Here is a 16,279-nt window from a genome sequence, read left to right on the forward strand (position 1 = left end):
CTCACCGCGGTTGGGATCTACCTGGCGATTGCCGTGACCGGATTCGGTCTCCTCATGGCCATCAGCCACTTTCGCGGCTACCACGCCACCGACTGCCACTATGAGCCAGATACCGACGGGGACACCATCATGAAGCCGGTTCCGGAAAGGCAACCGGACTCTTGAGCCCCGCCTTGTTTACCGCTCTCACCCCGAAGAACACGTTGTCCTTGGACAGGTCCACTCCTTGTCGCGTCACGTCTCCGACCGGGATGACGTGGGTCCATTCGGGAGCCGTGGTCTCGCGCCAGACGATCTCGTAGCCGGCCAGGTCCGGCTCGGTGCCCCGGGTCCACACCAGGTCCGTGGAGTTCGTCAGCGCTGAGGTGATGATCTTCGCGCCCCGTGGCGTGCCGGGTGCCTGGGCCAGGGACCACAAGGTCGCAGCGTTGACCCGGGCCACACGAGCGATATATCGGAAGTCGCAGAACTCGGGCAGGTCGCCGAACTGCTTGCCCGTCTCGTCGACGCGTACGTCCTGGTGCTGGTGGGCGAAGTCCTCGGCCGGTTCCGTGAAGCGCGCTGCCGGGTAACTCCGTTCGAGGAACGGGATGTGGTCGCCGCCCCGAAGGTAACGGTCCCGGCGGTAGATAACGCGGACGTGCATGCCGGTCACATCGTTGTCGGCCACGTCGCGTACGAACCGAGACAGTTGACGGGTCGCGGAGTCGTTCTCGCCACCCACTGATCGGCGTAGCGCGGCCTGCTCGGGCGTTTCGGAGGACGGGACGCCCTCCGCGAAGAGGCGGACGGTGTACGGATCCCTCGTGCCGTCGTCCGCGGTGGAGCTGCCGACGATGTCATTGGTGAACATGCCCTGCACGTCGGCGCCGGCCGCCTTGAACTGCTGGGCCATGTGCGTCGCCCCGTACAGCCCCTGCTCCTCCCCTGCCACCGCCGCGAAGACGATCGTCGACGCCGGCCGCCGCTTCGCCATCACGCGGGCCAGCTCCAAAACCACGGCCACACCGGATGCGTCGTCGTCCGCTCCCGGCGCATCCGAGGTGGCGTCCATGACATCCGTGACGCGTGAGTCGTAATGGCCGGAGACGACGTACACGCGCTCCGGGGTCACCGAGCCCCGCAGGGTGGCGATCACGTTCGTGATGCGGGTTGCGGTGGGGATGCGGGACGCCGGTTCCTGGACGTACGACTGGAGTTCCGCCGTCATGCGGCCGCCGGAAGCCGCGGCGTACGAGCGGAGCTCGGCGAGCAGCCAGTCGCGGGCAGCGCCGATGCCGCGTGCGGGGTCGTCCTGGATGGAAAGGGTGTGCCGAGTACCAAAGGAGACGAGCTTTCGGACGGTCGCCTCGATGCGGGCCGGATCGATCTCCTGAAGCAGTGCGCGCAGTTCACGGGTTGGAGGCTGGGCCGTCACGGGTGGGCGGTCGCCCTTTCCGGGTGCTTGCACCGCCTCGGCCGTTCCCGTCGCTACCAGCGCCGCCGCACCGCTCGCGGCCGACGCGGTCAGGACTGTTCTCCTGCTGAAAATGGGACGCATGTGTCCTCCCGGGGCAGGCTATGCCGACTGGCCCATGGTTGTGGACACGCCAAGTATGAGCAAGATAGATGCGGGGTGGCGATTCAACTGTAAGTACGGCCCGAGGAACACCAGCTGCGACCTCGGCTTGCACGAGCAGGGCTGTCCGAGGCGTGATCAAAAGAGCAAGGAGCGCCTCTGACTTGGGACGATGGGACTTGTCTAGGGACCCGGTCGTCGTCAAGAAAGCTGCACATCTCAGGGGACTGCCTGGCCGATGTCGCGATGCTGCAGGCCGAATCCGCCGTGTTCGGGCCGGTGGCCTCGGATCCGACCGTCTCCCGCTTGGTCGACACCTTCGCTGCGGCCGGGCCTCGTGCGCTAGCGGCGATCAGGCGGCCACGGACCGAATTCCGCGCGCACGACGGCCCCGGACGCGGGCGGCGACGTGCTCGTGGAGCGGGGCCGGTGTGGGGTCCAGGCAGGAGGCTGTCTCGCTTTATCGGTGCTGTACGGGTGCACCTTGTGGGGCGATCGCTCTGGTCGTCTGGAGCCGGCACCTAGGGTGCCCAACGACGGCACAGCTACTACGGGTTGACCGCCAGGAGCGAAGCCGGCATCGGTGGGTGATTGGAGGTCGGTGACCAGGGCGGCGAGCTGCACCAGCAGCCGTTCGCGGGCGATGAGCTCGGAAGAGACCGCGCGAGTGTCGTGATGGACCAGCAGGCCGGCGGCATCCCATAGCTGGTGTCGGCCGATCTCGGCGGAGCGCCGTGCCTGGTCCAGGTCGCTGTCGGCGGCGACCTGGATGAGATGGTTATGCAGGCCAGCCAGGCGCTGCAGGTACCGGCAGGCGGCGTCGCCCTCAACCATCCGGACGTGCTCGCCTGCGCGGGCATCCAGCCGGTCGGGCACGTGCTCGGTCAGCAGCGGCAACAGCAACATCAGCGGCACCGCCACACCGATCGGTGTGCCGTGGCTGATGGCGGCCGCGGCGGCGACCAGGCCGAGCACGGCAACGGCTGCCGCCGAGCAACGCACGGAGGCGGGCAGCAGGGGCAGACGCTGGGCGGGGCGTCGGCTCAGCCAGCGCAGTGCGAGCCGCTGCAAGCGGGTGGCCGCCGGTGTGAGGACGCCGATGCGGTGGGGGCGTTCGGGCAGACAGTCGCCTGCGGGGACGGTCCAGTCCACAAAACCCCAGCAGGTCCGCTCCCGGATCAGCACGGGCTCGCATGTCTGCGTGCACCAGGTGCCGCAGCACAGGTGACCGGTGCGCCGGGCACGGGTTCGCAACTGCTCCCAGTGGCCAGGTTGCTGGTCGAAGGGCCGCAGCCCGGGAGCGGGTGCCGCGGGCGGTGGCGTGCGGCTCGTCATGCGCTGGTGCCTTCCAGTCGGCGAGTTGAGGCGGTGGCGCAGGTGGTGCAGGTGGTGCAGCGGCCGTCGCTGTCGGGGTGGGCGCGTCGAGGTGTGGGGCCGGTGCAGCAGCGGCACAGCGGCCAATTCAGGCAGGTGGGGCAGAGGTTCTCGCCTGGGGCGCATCCGGGCAGGCCGCAGCCAGCGCATTCGGCGAGCGCCCGGTAAGCCAGCGCCTCGCGTACCGGGCGGTGGTCGGCGAGGGCGGTTTGGGAGGGCCGCGCCGCAGGGCCGGTATCCGGGCAGGCGGCCGGGGGCGGGTAGACGTGGACGGCGTTCAGTCGGGCGGCGACGATCGCGTCGACGGAGCTGCGGATCCGGCCCGGCAGCGGTCGGCTGGCAACGATGCGGCGCACCTGCTCGGGGCTCCAGCCCGTCTCCAGCATCGCGGTCACGACCTGGCCCTGGTCCCGCAATGCGGGTCCAGTCAGCAGCAGTTCAGGATGCTCAACGCCGATCGACAGCAGCAGTTGGGCGCCGGCAGAGGGCTCCCCCGGTGGCGTGTGACGGGATGGGCTTTGCCTGCCGTCGGGCGGTGTTTGTGTGGCGTCGTCGTTCTCGCGCCTGTGCGCGTGAGGGGCGGATGGACGGAGGGGGTTGGTGTTCTGGCGGGTGGTCTTCTTTCTGTTGGTGTTCTTTGTGGGCGGTCCAGCCTGCGCAGGTTCAGCCTGCGCAGGCTTTTCCGGCTCTGGCTCCGACCTGCGATTGTCTTGGCCGGTGGCCGGCGGCGTAGTGGAAGGCGGTGGTGCCGGGTTGAGGCCGCGGGGGGCGGGGGGTTCGGGCATGTCCGTGATGAAGTAGGCGGCGGCGCCGAGCGTGCCGTCCGCGCGTCGTTCACGCTCGCGGACCAGGTAGCCGTGCCGCTCCAACTCCTTGAGCGCGACGGTGACGGCGTCCTTCCCCTCCGGGCCCTGCCGGGCCAGTTCGGCCACGCTGACCCGCCAGCCGTCCCGGTGGGTGGAGATGAGCCCGAAGACTCCTTTGGCGCGGTAGGAGATCTTCGGGTCGCGGAAGAGGCCGTTGCGGATCTGGGTGAACCGGTCCGCCGCCATCGCCCCGCGGCGGATTCCCGCGCCGTAGCCACTCATCACGCCCTCGCCCGCACGAACCGCGCACGGCGGCGAGGACGGCGAGCAGACTGCGCGAACAGGAGGCGGCCGGTGCCGGCGGGTGCGGAAACGGGCGTGGGTTTCATGCCGTCAGCTCACGCGGCACCCCCGACCAGGCCGTCGGCCACAACCCCCGACCAGCGGTCACAATCGGACAACAGGTCCGGTGTACTGCCGTGGTCCACCTCGTGGCCGGACCGACCATGTGCGCTTCCGTGGCGGCTTGGCACCACCGAGACGTCCTGAGCGACGATCCCGTTCCGAGAAGTGGCTTCGTTCACTCCAACCGACGGCAGTCGTGTTCCGGCGCCGTCGGCTTCCCTGCTTGTCCTGTGTGGCGGATCGGTCGTAATCATGGACGCATAATGATTGCTGCCCCGCCTTCGCGCAGTGCTTGCGCCGCCGCCACCTTCCAGCGCTCTCTTCGAGGTCGAGCCATCACGGAGCGTCACTCTGCACGGAAGTCGAGCCAGAACCGCAACTCGTGCACAAAGCCAGAGAAGACGCCCGCAGGGCTGCCGTTGATCGGGCCCATGGTCGGGCCGACACGCTGTGTTCGGCGTGCCTTGGCAGTCCGCCCCCGGAACCGAGGCGCTCCAGGACCGGCTGCGACGGTGTTCAAGCTTGTCGACTCCGCGGGGACCCGCTGGTACGCGATTGCGGGAGCGCACCTGGCGCCCCGGGCCCGGGGCGCCAGACTCGGGCATGGCGTCCTGGCCAGCCGCCAAGAGCAGGCCAGGTCATTGGGAGGATGGCCCCGAGCTGGGCCCGTCTCGCCAGACTGCCTATTCGGTTGTCCAGTCCCTCAACGTCCACGACCGAAACAAGGGTGATCAGACATGGTTCCTCGGATCGGCGGAGAAGTGATCATCTCCTGTGCGCCTGCAACCGCTCGGGTGGCCGGGGTACGTCGCTACATCACTTTGGAATGGCCATGGAGAGCAATCGACAATTCCTCCAATGTCCGATGGAACGGGCAAGTCGCTCTCCCGCACGGCGATGCCCACCAGGAATGGAGCCCCTACCGTCTTGAGCCGGCAGCTTCCGCCCTCCGCGTGGGAGACACTTGCACCGTGTCCATCCCGCCGACCCGGCTCTACGTGGGGCACTACGAGGAGTACGACCCTCCACGCCACCTCGGCTGGGCTCCCGCACCCACCGCAGGGATCTACGTCATCCCTCCAGAGAGGATGGACGTGGACCTGGAGAACGCGGGGTGCATGCTGTACCTGGGCGGTGCTGACCCCCTACACGTGGAACCGGTCAAGGACTGAAGTCGCGGCGCACCGGGCTCCAGCACCACAGCGGCCAACATTGCCGTATCTGGGAAGCGCCGTCGCGGTAACAGCGACTCACACAGTGAGGCGCGGATGGCTCCTGGTGGGCACAGCCGCAGGACGAGTCTCGGCTGGTAGTGAGGCGTCAGTCAGGGGCCGCTACTTGGCCACAGGAAGGCCTCTTGCCCAGCTGAGCTGTCAGCGGAGGTAAAGCCGCGACACCCCACCGCCGATGAACCTCGGGGCATCCTTGTCGCCGTGCTTTGAACCCTGACCCTCAGCGGGGCCGTTGCCGCGGCAGTGGAGGTCGCACAGCACAGATCCGGCTGTCACGCATCGCTGAGCCACCTGGTCAACATGAATGAGAGCCAACCAAGCAGCCTGGTGAGCGACGCCTCTGAAAGGACGCCTCGTGCTGATCGCCGAAGCCGACATCCGAACCGAGCGGCCGAGCCGGTACCTGGAAGAGCTGCGTGAGCACTCCATCGAGGTGTGCGGCCACATACCCCACCGGCTCCACCCGCACCACGATGGCACAGCACCGCCCCAGATCCGAAACGTCGAATGGACCGACACAGGCGGGACTATCGACCTCGTTGAGGGCCGTTGCACCCTACAAGCCGGCCCCGACTCGCTGACACTCCGTGTCGAAGCCGCCGACCGGGACAGCCTGCAGCGTATCCAGCACCTGGTCACAGGACGCATGCAGAAGGTCGGCAAGCGCGATGCACTGCAGGTCACCTGGCGACAGGCCGACGCCGATCACCAGCCCGATGATCCCGTTACTGCTACTACCGACTCGGCGAGGAAGGCGGCGTCCCCTCCGCGACGCCGGGCGGCGCTCGGCCTCATAGCCATCATCGTGTTGGTCGTGGCCGTCCATCTCGGCCTAGGCGGACTTCTGATGGCGTCCAGTCCGGGGACGCACTGGGTCATCGGAGTCGTAATGGCAATTATTCTGCTCCATGTCCTCAGCGGCTTCGTCATACGCCGCAGGAAGACTCGCAGAACCCGCTGACCGCACCGTGCGAGAAATCGGCTTCTGAATCGCCGCCAGCCCGATGGCCTGAAAGGTCGTTTTCTCCCTTCGTCATCCCGTGATGCAGAGTGAGTCCGGGGGTGTCGACTCGCGCCAGGAGACGGCGTTCTCGCCGGTGAGAGTGAAGGCCCCGCGCTCCCTACCGACCGAGCTGCCTGCTGTGGTGTGCGCGCGTGTTCTCCCCCCTGCTGCTGGTCGGCGGGGCCGCCGTATCCCCGGCGCGGTCCCGCTCCGGCTGGACGCCCGGAGGGTCGCCCCCCTTGGTCGGGCTGATGGTCGGGCCGACCAAAGGGGCGGCCCCGGCAGGCTTGTCGGTGCGCCTGGGAGTGCGCATCGGGGGCGGGCGGCGTGCGCAATGAGCCTGCGCACTCGGCTGCGGACCGGTGCGCAGCCGCATGACGAAGTGCTGATGCGCATCCCAGCTCGGCCCGGGTGCGCACGCCGGCGGCCGACTGCGCAGCCTTCCTGGGGTGCCGCGTTCCGTGCGCAGCCGGACCGCAGTCTGCTTGCCCGATAGCAGTGCGCATTATCTACGGCAGGGGTGGCCTGGGCAGTGCGGTCTGTCGCCGGTTCGTGGTCGGGGCTGTGGTCGGGCCGACCATGGAGGCCACCACGGGTTTCGTATCCCTGTCGTGACTGTGGTCGGGGCTTGGTGGTCGGTGGTCGGGTCGGGGTGGGCGGGTTTCCTCAAGGTCAGCAACAACCGTTCTGACCTGGGAGTGTGGAATGTCTCCTGGCAAGCAGGCCCCCGAGGGCCAAGCTGCTGCCGCGGGCGCCCGGCTGGAGGCGATGCGGCGCCGCGTACGCCTGTCGCGTCTGGTGGTGTGGGCGGCCATCGCGGCCGGGCCCGTCGCTCTGACCGTCGCGGTCACGTCCGCCCCGGCCGTCGTCGAAGCAGCAGCTCCGGCCAAACCCGCCACGGTGCGCACCGGGTCCGGTGCCGCCGATCCGGGCGGGTATGCGCAGCTGTTCGTGGGCGCGTGGCTGCGCAGCAGCGCGGGCGATGCCACCCGTTGGCAGGCGCGGCTTGCGCAGTCGATGGCGCCGGACGTCGATCTGCCCGACCCGGCCTCCGGTGCGCAGCTCAGGCCTCAGTCGGTGACGGCGGTGCGCAGTGCGCAGCGTGAGGCCGGCGGGTGGTCGGTGACGGTGGCTGCGCAGTACGCCGAGGCGCCGGTGCGCTACTACGTGGTGCCGGTGGCCGTCGACGACGATGGCGGCTCGTTCGTGGTGACCGGTGCTCCCGCTGTGGTGGCCGGCCCGGACCGCGCCCAGGTGCCTGCCTCGCCGTACTCGGTGAGCGTCCCGTCGGGGAGTGGTCTAGCCGTCGGTATCGGGGAGTTCTTCGCCGCGTACCTGACGGGGGCCGGGGAGGTGGACCGCTATCTGGCGCCCGGCGTGCGCCTGTCGGCTGTCACCCCTGCCCCCTACACGGCGGTCACGGTGCAGCAGTTGCTCGCCGTCCAGGATGCGGCGGCCGCCGAGCGGGTCCCGGCCGACGGCACGACGGTCCGCGTATGCGCGCAGGTAGAGGCCCGGGATGCCGCAGGGCGGTGGCCGCTGGCCTACGAGCTCACGCTGAAGGCCCGCTCCGGGCGGTGGGAAGTCACAGCGCTCGAGACCCCAGCACCGTCCGGCGGGGGTGGTGGGGTGTGATGGCGGTGCACAGCCTGGTGCTCGCCGGGCAGCTCAACGACCTCGGCAACTCGTGGATCACCATGTTCCGGGACTGGGCAACCAAGGGCCTGCAGGCCGGTCTGGTCGTCCTGGTCGTCGTCATCATGATCCAGCGGTTCTCTCTGAAAGCCGGCATCGGCGCGCTGCTGCTGATGGTGATCGCTCTGGGTTTGTACAACGCGCGCAACGACCTGGCGACCATGGTCACCGACGAGGTCAAGCACCCCTCCCGGGGCGCGCCCGCCCTTCCCCACCTCGTGGACGGCACCGGTCCGCACGCGCACGACCGCTCCGCCCGTACAGGGGGCTGGCAATGAGCGCGGCAACTGCGGGGCGGGTGGGGCGGTTCTATACCGCCGCCCGCCGCCATCCTTGGGTGTTGGGGAAGGTGGCCGACTGGCGTATCCCCCTCGGCCCCTACACGCCCGCGCAGCTCACGGTCGCGGTCGGCGGCGGCTTTGTCCTGGTCAAGACGATTCCCTGGTGGTCGTGGATGGGCCCGGTCCCGATCGCCGGCTGGCTGCTGGCGATCTGGATGGTGCGCCGTGCGAAGGTCAAGGGGCGTGCTCCGCTACAGGCGGCGTGGGGCTGGGTGCTGCTTGCATGCCAGCCGCCCGGCGGCCGGATCGGCGGCCGCGCGGCCCGCGACCGTGCCTGTCGCGCGCTGCTCGGCGGTTTCACCCTCGAAGACGCCCCACCCAGCGCCAGGTCCGCATCGCCCCACGCGGCCGTGCCCGTGCCCAAGGCTGCACGGCCGCCGCGACTCCACGCCGGTACGGCCCGCGTGTCCGTGCGGCGCCGGCCGCCGGCTGAGGACCCTTTGCTGGTGCAGCCGGTGTCGGGTGTGCAACAACTGCTGGCCTGCGCCGAGCCGAGGGGTGTGCGGTGAGGGTGCCGATCCGTCACATCGCCGGCCATCTGGTGTGGTCGATCCAAGGGGGCGTGTGGGCCCTGTACCGGCTGCATCCCGGCCCGGATGAACAGGGCCGCCGCGAGGAGACGGTCCAAGGCACCTACGTGCCGGCCGCCGTCCGCGACGAGCAGCTCGCCCAAACCACCCATCTGATCCGCTCACTGCCGGGGGCACCGCGCCTGTTCGGCCTGTGCGCGCAGGTCGATCCGGGCGAGATCGCCCTGCGCATGATCGACGGCCTCGAACCGGCCGACCAGCAGCCGGGCGAGGATGTGCATCCATGGGTGGAGAACGTCGAAGCCACTCTGGACCTGCTCACCGGGCAGGAGATGCACCGCCGCACGCTGTGGCTGGCCGTGCCCCTGACCACCGACACCACCAGCGGACAGGTGACCGCCTCGCTGGGTGCCGTGTGGGCGGATATGGCCCCGCTGCTGGGCGTTCGGCCCGCGCCGGTGGCCCGGCGCGAGGTGGCCGCCTACCGCGAGCAGGCGGCGGCCGTGGAGGCCGCGCTCGCCGGCGGTATTGCGTTGCGTGCGGCACATCCGGCGGAGATCGTCTGGATGATCCAGCACGCCCTGCATCGCGGTCTGGCCGAGCCGTTGCTGGCCGAGGCCGAGGCCAGCGACCTGTACGAAGGGCGCTTGCGTGCTGGCACGCTGTACTCCCCCAGTTACGCCGACCTCGGCCAGGTCCGCCTGCAGGAGGGCGGCCTGGACCCGCACCAGGACAGCGATCCGGGCAGCGCGGATCGCCTCACGCGGTCGGGCCGCACGGCCTGGTGGCGTCGGACAACGTCCTCGCCGCTGCGGCGGCGCTGGCTGCAGGTGGAGTCCGAGACGGGGATCGGCTACCAGGCCCACCTGGCGTTGGCGGAGTGCCCGCCCGCGGTCAGCCAGGAGGCCGCCGACCTGTTCGCCCAGTTGGAAAGGCTCGACTTCCCCGTCGACTACACCGTCGACCTCACGCTGGTGCCCGCGGAGAAGGCGCGGGATCAGGTACGGCGCAAGAAGAACGAACTGATCGACCAGGCCGACCAGTACGACGCCCGCCCTACCGGCATGCCCGCCTCCTTGACCGACGCCGCCCGCGATTTGGGCGAGCTGGATGCCCGCCTGTCCCGCACCAGCGTGGAGGTGGAGGTGCAGTCCGTGACCGTGCTGACGGTGTGGGGGCCGACCGCCGCCGTCTGCGACGGGCGGGCCAGGGCGTTGGCGGCGCTGCTGTCCGGCGCCGACTACCGGGCGGTGCGCCCGGCCGGCCTGCAGGAGGCCCTGTTCACCCTGGGGCTGCCCGGCACGGTGCGACCCGGGACAGCACGGGAGTTCACGCAGCATCAGGTCTCCGAGGACTGGGCGCTGTCCGGCGCTTTCACCACCCTCGAGGTTGGTGATCCGGGCGGGATGTTCCTCGGCATCGATCTGGACTGCGGCACGACCCGCCCGGTGATGATCAACGTGGCGGATGCGCCGAAGCAGGATGCGTCCGCGTCCCTGGGGATCGTCGGGGATCTCGGGGCGGGCAAGAGCGTGCTGCAGAAGCTGATCGCGGAAGCGGTGTGGGCGCGTGGCGGGGTCGCGATCTGCATCGACCGCACCCCGGTGCGCGAGTGGGCCACCTTCGCGCAGGCGGCCACCCAGGGCCGGTGCCAGATCATCGACGCCGCCCGGGCGAAGGTGTCCATCGACCCGCTGCGCATGTTCGACGGCCCCACAGGCCGCCACTACGCGCTGTCCTACCTCACCCTCCAACTCGGGATCGGGCCGATGAGCCAAGGCGGTGAAGTCCTGCACCACGCCGTCGAACAGGCCGCCGACAGTGACGCCCCTTCCATGCACCGCGTGCTTCAGGTCCTTCAGGAGATGGCCGGCCGTGAGGGGGGCAAGCGGCAGGATGCGGCCGCCACGTTGGCCGGCCTCATCCGAGTCGTCGCCGGCAATCCCCTTTCCGCGATGGTGTTCGACCCGGCGCTGCCGCCGGTACAGCTGGACGCCTCCCCTCACACCGACATGATCGTCATCACGACGGCCGGTCTGCGGCTGCCGCCGAAGGCAGCGTTCGACCAGCCCGAGGTGCTGCGCCAGCAGCCGCTGGAGGCCCTCATCGGGCGGGCGGTGCTCTACCTGATCGCGGCGATCGCCCGGCAAACCGCGTTCGAGGACCCCAGCCGGTTCACGGCGGTGGTGCTGGACGAGCTGTACTGGCTGACCTCGTCGGCCGAAGGCACCGCCCTGGTCCACGAGATCCTCCACGACGGCCGCAAGCACGGCGCAGGCCTGCTCGCTGGCAGCCACGACGCCGAGGAACTCGGCCCCGACCGCGGCCTGATGGCCTACCGGGCCCTGGCCCGCACCACCAACCGCGAACGCGCCCGCCGGGGACTGGAGTTCGTCGGACTGAACCCGGACGACCCGGAGTTGCTGCGGCTGGTGACCACCGGCCTGTCCCCTGTCGGGCACCAGGGCCGCGAGGGCGAGTTCCTGCTGACCTGCCCGCGGCAGAACACCGGCCGCATCAAGACGATCATCCCCGCTCTCCCGCGTATCGCCGCCTCCATCACCACCACGCCGCAAGCCCGCACCGACACGGGCGCGCCCCCGGCCCGCCCGTCGGCGCCTGCGGCTGACGGTGAAGCGGCCGGTGGGCGCCGTGGATAGGGGCGGTGCTGAGATGCGGCGGTTGGATCGCGGCACGGTGCGTGCTGCCGGTTTCGTGGCGCTGCTTACGGCCGTGTTCGTCATGGTCAACAGCCAGGTCGTGTATGCGGCCACGAGCAGCAGCGGTGGAAGCGGGGATCTGCTGGCCCCGCTGAACATCACCTCCTCCGAGGGGGTGCCGATCGACGGCTACGAGCTCACTGCCGATGGCGGCTCCATCGTCGCCTTCACCTCCCAGGCCCTCGCCTTCGCCCTGTCCGGCCTGTTCACGTTGATCCGGCTGCTGGTCGGCCTGGCGGGGTGGGCGATCGAGCTGGCGTTCCGCTTCCCCCTGTTGAAGATCCTCCTGCAGCCGGCGCAGAAGACCGCCGACGCATATGAGCATGTGGTCGTTGACGCGCTCGGGCTGAAGGGGCTTCTGCTGGCCTGGGCGTTCGTGTTCGCCTCCTTCATGATCGTGCGGGGGAAGGTGGGCCGCGGCCTGGGCGAGATCTTCCTGACTCTGCTTCTGGGCGCCCTGGCCGCATCCGTGTTCGTCCGCCCCGACTACCTCCTCGCCCCAGGCGGTCCGCTGGGGCAGGGCCAGCAGGTGGCCGCCGAGGTCGCCCAGCAGAGCGTCAACTCCTACGACTGGGGCGGCAAGATCGCCAGCCGGGGGCCGTGTGAGGGCATGGCCGGCAACGCCGAACGCGCCTGTCTCGAGCGGGAGGGCGAGGGTCCTGTCTCCGCGGCCGAGGTGGCCCGCCCGATCCAGGACTCGATTACCAATGCGCTGATCGTCAAGCCGTACATGCTGCTGCAGTACGGGCGCATCCTCGACCCCGGTAAGCCGTCCGATCGCGCGGCCTATGCCGTCCACCTGAAGTGGATCACCGGCGGCTACCAGCCGGGCGCCACCTCGCAGAGCAGGAGGAAGGCGTGCTCGCTGGTCCACGGCCCCGGCAAGCAGTACTGCCAGCGCGACACCGGCGACGGCCCCCACCGGAGCACCGGCCTTCCCTCCCTCACCCCGGGAGGTGAGCTGCTGGATACGGCCAGCCCCCTGGTCACCGAACAGGACCAGCAGTTCGCCGCGTTCCTCGCCGACCTGAAGAAGGCGGGCCTGGTCGGCAAGGATTGCGCCGACTACGCACAGGAGCCCACCTGGTGGCGGGTCGGCGGCGCGGTGCTGCTGCTGATCGCCGCGCTGTTCATCTGCGGCATGCTGCTGTCCTGCGTGATCGTGCTGCTGGGCACCCAGGGCATCTGCGCGGCCGCCGCGGCCGCCGGAGGAGTGACCTTCATCGCCGGCATGCTGCCCGGCCCCGCCCGGCAGGCGGTGTGGAAGTGGCTGTCGTGGTGGGGCATCGCGATCCTGGCCATGGTCGGCGTGTGCGCCTTCATCCCGTTCTTCGGCATCGCCGTCGACGCCACGATCACGAACGGGCCCGACCTGGTCGTGGAGCGGATCCTGCTGATCGACGTGCTGGCCATCGCCGGTACGGCCGGGCACCGCCGGCTCCTGGCCGGCATCACCTCCTTCGGCCGGCGCATGGCCCTGCGGATGCGCTACGCCAAGGTCGGCGGCACCCACCTGCCCGGCGACACCTCCGACCTCGGCGCCGCCCTCGCCCTCAACTCCCCCACCCTCGGCTCGGGCGGCGGGCTGCGTGCCGTCACCGGAGGCGGCCGGTACAGCAGGCTCGGCACCCGCCACCGGCTGATGAACGCGCTGACGGCGATGGCCGACGGCACGGGCATGCCGGTGGACACCGGCAGAATGCTCGCGGATGCCACTGCCGAAGCCGGACGCGGTCTCGCCCCGCTCACCGCTGCCGCGGTGGGCGCCGGGATGGCGGCACGGCTGGGCGCGAGGGGTGCGCACGGGCTGCTGATCGGCACGCAGCCCAACGAGGACCGGTTGGCCAGGTGGCGCAAGCCCACCGCTGGCGGCGACGCCCCGGCAGGTGGCGCACCGGGCAGCGGCGGGCCGGTAGGCCCGGGCAGTAGTGGCGGGCCGGGCGGCCGGGGTGGTTCCGGTCCGGGCAGGCCCAGCGGGCCCTCCGACCGCTACCGCAACCCGGAAGGCCGGATCATCGACCCCGTCTCCGGTCGGGTCCTGCACGACCAGAACACCGACCGCACCCTGCTGTCCACCCGCGCCCACAACCGGCTGGTGCGCTACCGGGGTTACCGCATCCTCCACCGCACCGGCCGCGCCGCCTACGGCACCACCTTCGGCCTGCCGGCCGGCTTTCGCCGCGCCGGCTCGGGCGGCTCCCGCTACGCCCAGGACGCACGCCAGCAGGTACGGGTGTGGGGGAACACGCTGCGCGAGGACGGCCGGGCCTGGGCCGATGCCGGACGCCACGCCTCCCGCGTCGTGCGGGAGGAGAGCGACGACCGCGGCGGGATGGGCCCGTTCCTCAGCGGTCGCCTGCCCACCCGCACGGCACCGGCCGCACCCGCACGCAACCCCACCGCGCGGCCCGGCACACCCCCGTCCCCGCCCTCGTCGGCCGGGAATCCTCCCGCACCCACCCCCGCGCCCGATCCTGGTTTTGGTTCTGGTGCCGGCGCGGCCTTGCGGCGGGAGGCCGGGCCGGTTCTGCCCGGCGGACGCGGCGCCGGCGATGCCACGCGCGACCAGGCACGCGCCCGGTTTCAGGACCTGCTGCGCAGGACCGCGCCCGACGCCGAGCGGCGCCGCCAGGAGCAAGCCCGGCGCCGGGGAGAGGGCGGTGAGGGCGCGTGAAGTCCCAACGTCGCCGCACCCGGCGTGCAGGATGCGCGGCCGTGGTGGTGCTGGTGCTGTTCGCCGCCCTGTGCTGCGCCGCTCCCCTGTCCGGCGCGATCAGCGCCGTCATCGCCCTGCAGACACGTGCCCAGGCAAGCGACGTCACTGGCGGCAGCGCGGCGGACATCCCTGCGCGCATGCTCACGGCCTACCAAAAAGCCGTCCACCTCATCGGCCGGTACGTGCCCGCGTGCCGGGGCATGCGCTGGCCGATCCTCGCCGGGATCGCGAAGGTCGAGTCCAACCACGCCATCGGCCACACCATCACTGCGGGCGGGGACATCCACCCGAAAATTTATGGGGTGCTCCTGAACGGCTCCGGCGCCGGCGGCAACACCACCGCCTTCCCGGACACCGACGGCGGCAGGTGGGACGGCACCGCCCACGGGGAACGGGCTGTGGGCCCCTTCCAGTTCCTGCCCGCCACCTGGGAGTCGACCGGCAAGGACGCAAGCGGTGATCACGTCGCCGACCCGCACAACGCCGACGACGCCGCCCTCGGTGCCGCCGCCTATCTGTGCGGCCACGGCCGTGACCTGACCCGACGCGCCCAACTGAGGGCGGCGATCTGGCAGTACAACCACTCCGCGCCCTACCTGTCGACTGTGCTGGGCTGGATCGACCAGTACACGGCGGCCGCCTCACGCCCGGACCTCACCGGCGTGTCCGCGACGGTCCGCACGGTGCTCCAGGCGGCGCTGTCCCAGCGGGGTGTGCCCTACTCGTGGGGCGGCGGCAGCCCCCACGGGCCCAGCACCGGCAGCTGCTGCTCCCCAGGCGGCAAAAGCGGCACGCGCATCACGGGCTTCGACTGCTCGGGCCTGACCCTGTACGCGTACGCCAAGGCCGGCATCCGGCTGCCGCGCACCGCGGCTGCACAGGCCGGCATCGGCCACAGGATCCCCGCCAGCCGCGGCATCCGCGCGCTCAAGCCGGGCGACCTCGTCTTCTACGCCTACGTCCCCGGCCGCGACACGACGATCTACCACGTCGGTATCTACACCGGCGGCGGCCAGATGATCAACGCCGCCCGGCCCGGCACCCTCGTCCGCCTCGACGCGGTCGCTGCACTGTCCGGCTATGCGGGAGGAGCACGCCTGCCGTGACCACGCCACCGCCGCGCTCCCCGCGCCTGCTGCTGATCACCACCGTGCTGCTGGCCCTCGCCGGCACCCTCCTGCTCACCCTGCCCCACGACCCGAACTCCCCCGCCGCCCGGCCGCCGACCGCCGCCGCTCAAGGACGCCCGACCGCGCGCACCACCCCGGCCAGCCATCTGCCGCCGGCCGGCAAGCCCCCGGGGACGGCCCCGGCCAAACCGTCAGCGTCCTCGTCTTCCGGAGCGGCGCTGCCGCCGCACGGCGACGGGACCGCAGGCGACCGGGCGATCCAAGAGGCCCTCGAGGCCGCATGGCCCGCGGACCTACCGGCGGGCGACGCACGGCGCCTGCTCACGCTGGGCTGTGCGCTGCTGCGCGCGGACGCCACCGGCATCGGCCGCACCGCTTGGCCCGCCCTCTTCCCCGACCGCCAGCAGGCGGTGACACCACCGGCGTTCACCCGGTTCCGGATCCAGGCAAGCATCGCGCGCCGGGGCCCCAGCCCCCGTCAGGCGGTGGTGCACCTGGTGTGGGCGGGCGCCGACCGCGGCGGCACCTATACGGACGGCCGCATCACCGACTGGCACTTCACTCGCACACGGAAGGGGGGATCCGCGTGGACGGTGCAGCCGCCCCGTATCTGACCCAGCAGGCCGCGATCACCGGCCCTGGGCCCGTCCTCGGCCCGATCACCTCTATCGCTCAGATCGCAAACTGGCTGGCCGCCCACTGGTACCTCCTCGCGGTGGCCCTCGCCGCTGCTTGGGGTGCGGGCGAAGCTCTCTTGCGGTACCTGGCC

General features: G+C 70.9%; 11 protein-coding genes and 1 pseudogene. 10 read left to right on the forward strand and 2 right to left on the reverse strand.

Annotation, left to right across the window (positions count from 1 at the left end):
- Positions 1–127: 127 nt before the first annotated feature.
- Entirely contained in the window at positions 128–1,540 is a 1,413-nt protein-coding gene (locus ACSHXN_RS47030; protein ID WP_438307025.1) for a M20/M25/M40 family metallo-hydrolase, read from the reverse strand.
- 234 nt (positions 1,541–1,774) lie between these two features.
- Between ACSHXN_RS47030 and ACSHXN_RS47035 the strand changes: the two are divergent.
- Positions 1,775–1,979, forward strand: a pseudogene (locus tag ACSHXN_RS47035) (IS1380 family transposase); the annotation flags it as partial.
- Positions 1,980–2,889: 910 nt separating this feature from the next.
- On the opposite strand, the gene ACSHXN_RS47040 reads toward ACSHXN_RS47035, so the two are convergent.
- Positions 2,890–3,984, reverse strand: coding sequence for a hypothetical protein (locus tag ACSHXN_RS47040; protein WP_438307026.1), 1,095 nt, complete (start codon positions 3,982–3,984; stop codon positions 2,890–2,892).
- Between the two features lie 1,130 nt (positions 3,985–5,114).
- Here ACSHXN_RS47040 and ACSHXN_RS47045 point away from each other — a divergent pair.
- From ACSHXN_RS47045 to ACSHXN_RS47085, 9 genes are all read left to right on the forward strand, one after another.
- The gene (locus ACSHXN_RS47045; protein WP_382695930.1) at positions 5,115–5,315 is read left to right on the forward strand and encodes a hypothetical protein; all 201 of its coding nucleotides are present in this window, start codon (positions 5,115–5,117) and stop codon (positions 5,313–5,315) included.
- Positions 5,316–5,730: 415 nt separating this feature from the next.
- Positions 5,731–6,336, forward strand: a complete 606-nt coding sequence (locus ACSHXN_RS47050) for a DUF2218 domain-containing protein (RefSeq protein WP_438307027.1) — start codon at positions 5,731–5,733, stop codon at positions 6,334–6,336.
- Between the two features lie 747 nt (positions 6,337–7,083).
- Positions 7,084–8,013 carry a conjugal transfer protein gene (locus ACSHXN_RS47055; RefSeq protein ID WP_438307028.1) on the forward strand — a complete coding sequence of 310 codons (930 nt, stop codon included), beginning with the start codon at positions 7,084–7,086 and terminating at the stop codon, positions 8,011–8,013.
- A complete protein-coding gene (locus tag ACSHXN_RS47060) occupies positions 8,013–8,351 on the forward strand; it encodes a hypothetical protein (protein ID WP_384541606.1) in 339 nt (112 codons plus the stop codon). The genes ACSHXN_RS47055 and ACSHXN_RS47060 overlap by 1 nt, the downstream gene beginning before the upstream one ends.
- On the forward strand, positions 8,348–8,923 hold the full coding sequence (locus tag ACSHXN_RS47065; protein WP_438307029.1) for a hypothetical protein: 576 nt from the start codon (positions 8,348–8,350) through the stop codon (positions 8,921–8,923). Before ACSHXN_RS47060 ends, ACSHXN_RS47065 begins: the two co-directional genes overlap by 4 nt.
- The gene (locus ACSHXN_RS47070) at positions 8,920–11,604 is read left to right on the forward strand and encodes an ATP-binding protein (protein WP_438307030.1); all 2,685 of its coding nucleotides are present in this window, start codon (positions 8,920–8,922) and stop codon (positions 11,602–11,604) included. Before ACSHXN_RS47065 ends, ACSHXN_RS47070 begins: the two co-directional genes overlap by 4 nt.
- A 13-nt stretch (positions 11,605–11,617) precedes the next feature.
- Positions 11,618–14,338 carry a hypothetical protein gene (locus ACSHXN_RS47075; protein ID WP_438307031.1) on the forward strand — a complete coding sequence of 907 codons (2,721 nt, stop codon included), beginning with the start codon at positions 11,618–11,620 and terminating at the stop codon, positions 14,336–14,338.
- Positions 14,335–15,486, forward strand: a complete 1,152-nt coding sequence (locus tag ACSHXN_RS47080) for a C40 family peptidase (RefSeq protein ID WP_438307032.1) — start codon at positions 14,335–14,337, stop codon at positions 15,484–15,486. Before ACSHXN_RS47075 ends, ACSHXN_RS47080 begins: the two co-directional genes overlap by 4 nt.
- On the forward strand, positions 15,483–16,124 hold the full coding sequence (locus ACSHXN_RS47085; protein WP_438307033.1) for a hypothetical protein: 642 nt from the start codon (positions 15,483–15,485) through the stop codon (positions 16,122–16,124). The genes ACSHXN_RS47080 and ACSHXN_RS47085 overlap by 4 nt, the downstream gene beginning before the upstream one ends.
- Positions 16,125–16,279: the final 155 nt, after the last annotated feature.

Origin of the sequence: Streptomyces sp. HUAS TT11 (genome assembly GCF_051553595.1) — a bacterium.
Lineage (GTDB): Bacteria > Actinomycetota > Actinomycetes > Streptomycetales > Streptomycetaceae > Streptomyces.

Excerpts from the sequence above, each read along its gene's own strand:
- ACSHXN_RS47060 (WP_384541606.1), top strand. The coding sequence starts at position 8,013 with ATGGCGGTGCACAGCCTGGTGCTCGCCGGGCAGCTCAACGACCTCGGC.
- ACSHXN_RS47075 (WP_438307031.1), top strand. The coding sequence starts at position 11,618 with ATGCGGCGGTTGGATCGCGGCACGGTGCGTGCTGCCGGTTTCGTGGCG.
- ACSHXN_RS47065 (WP_438307029.1), top strand. The coding sequence starts at position 8,348 with ATGAGCGCGGCAACTGCGGGGCGGGTGGGGCGGTTCTATACCGCCGCC.
- ACSHXN_RS47030 (WP_438307025.1), bottom strand. The coding sequence starts at position 1,540 with ATGCGTCCCATTTTCAGCAGGAGAACAGTCCTGACCGCGTCGGCCGCG.
- ACSHXN_RS47055 (WP_438307028.1), top strand. The coding sequence starts at position 7,084 with ATGTCTCCTGGCAAGCAGGCCCCCGAGGGCCAAGCTGCTGCCGCGGGC.
- ACSHXN_RS47040 (WP_438307026.1), bottom strand. The coding sequence starts at position 3,984 with ATGGCGGCGGACCGGTTCACCCAGATCCGCAACGGCCTCTTCCGCGAC.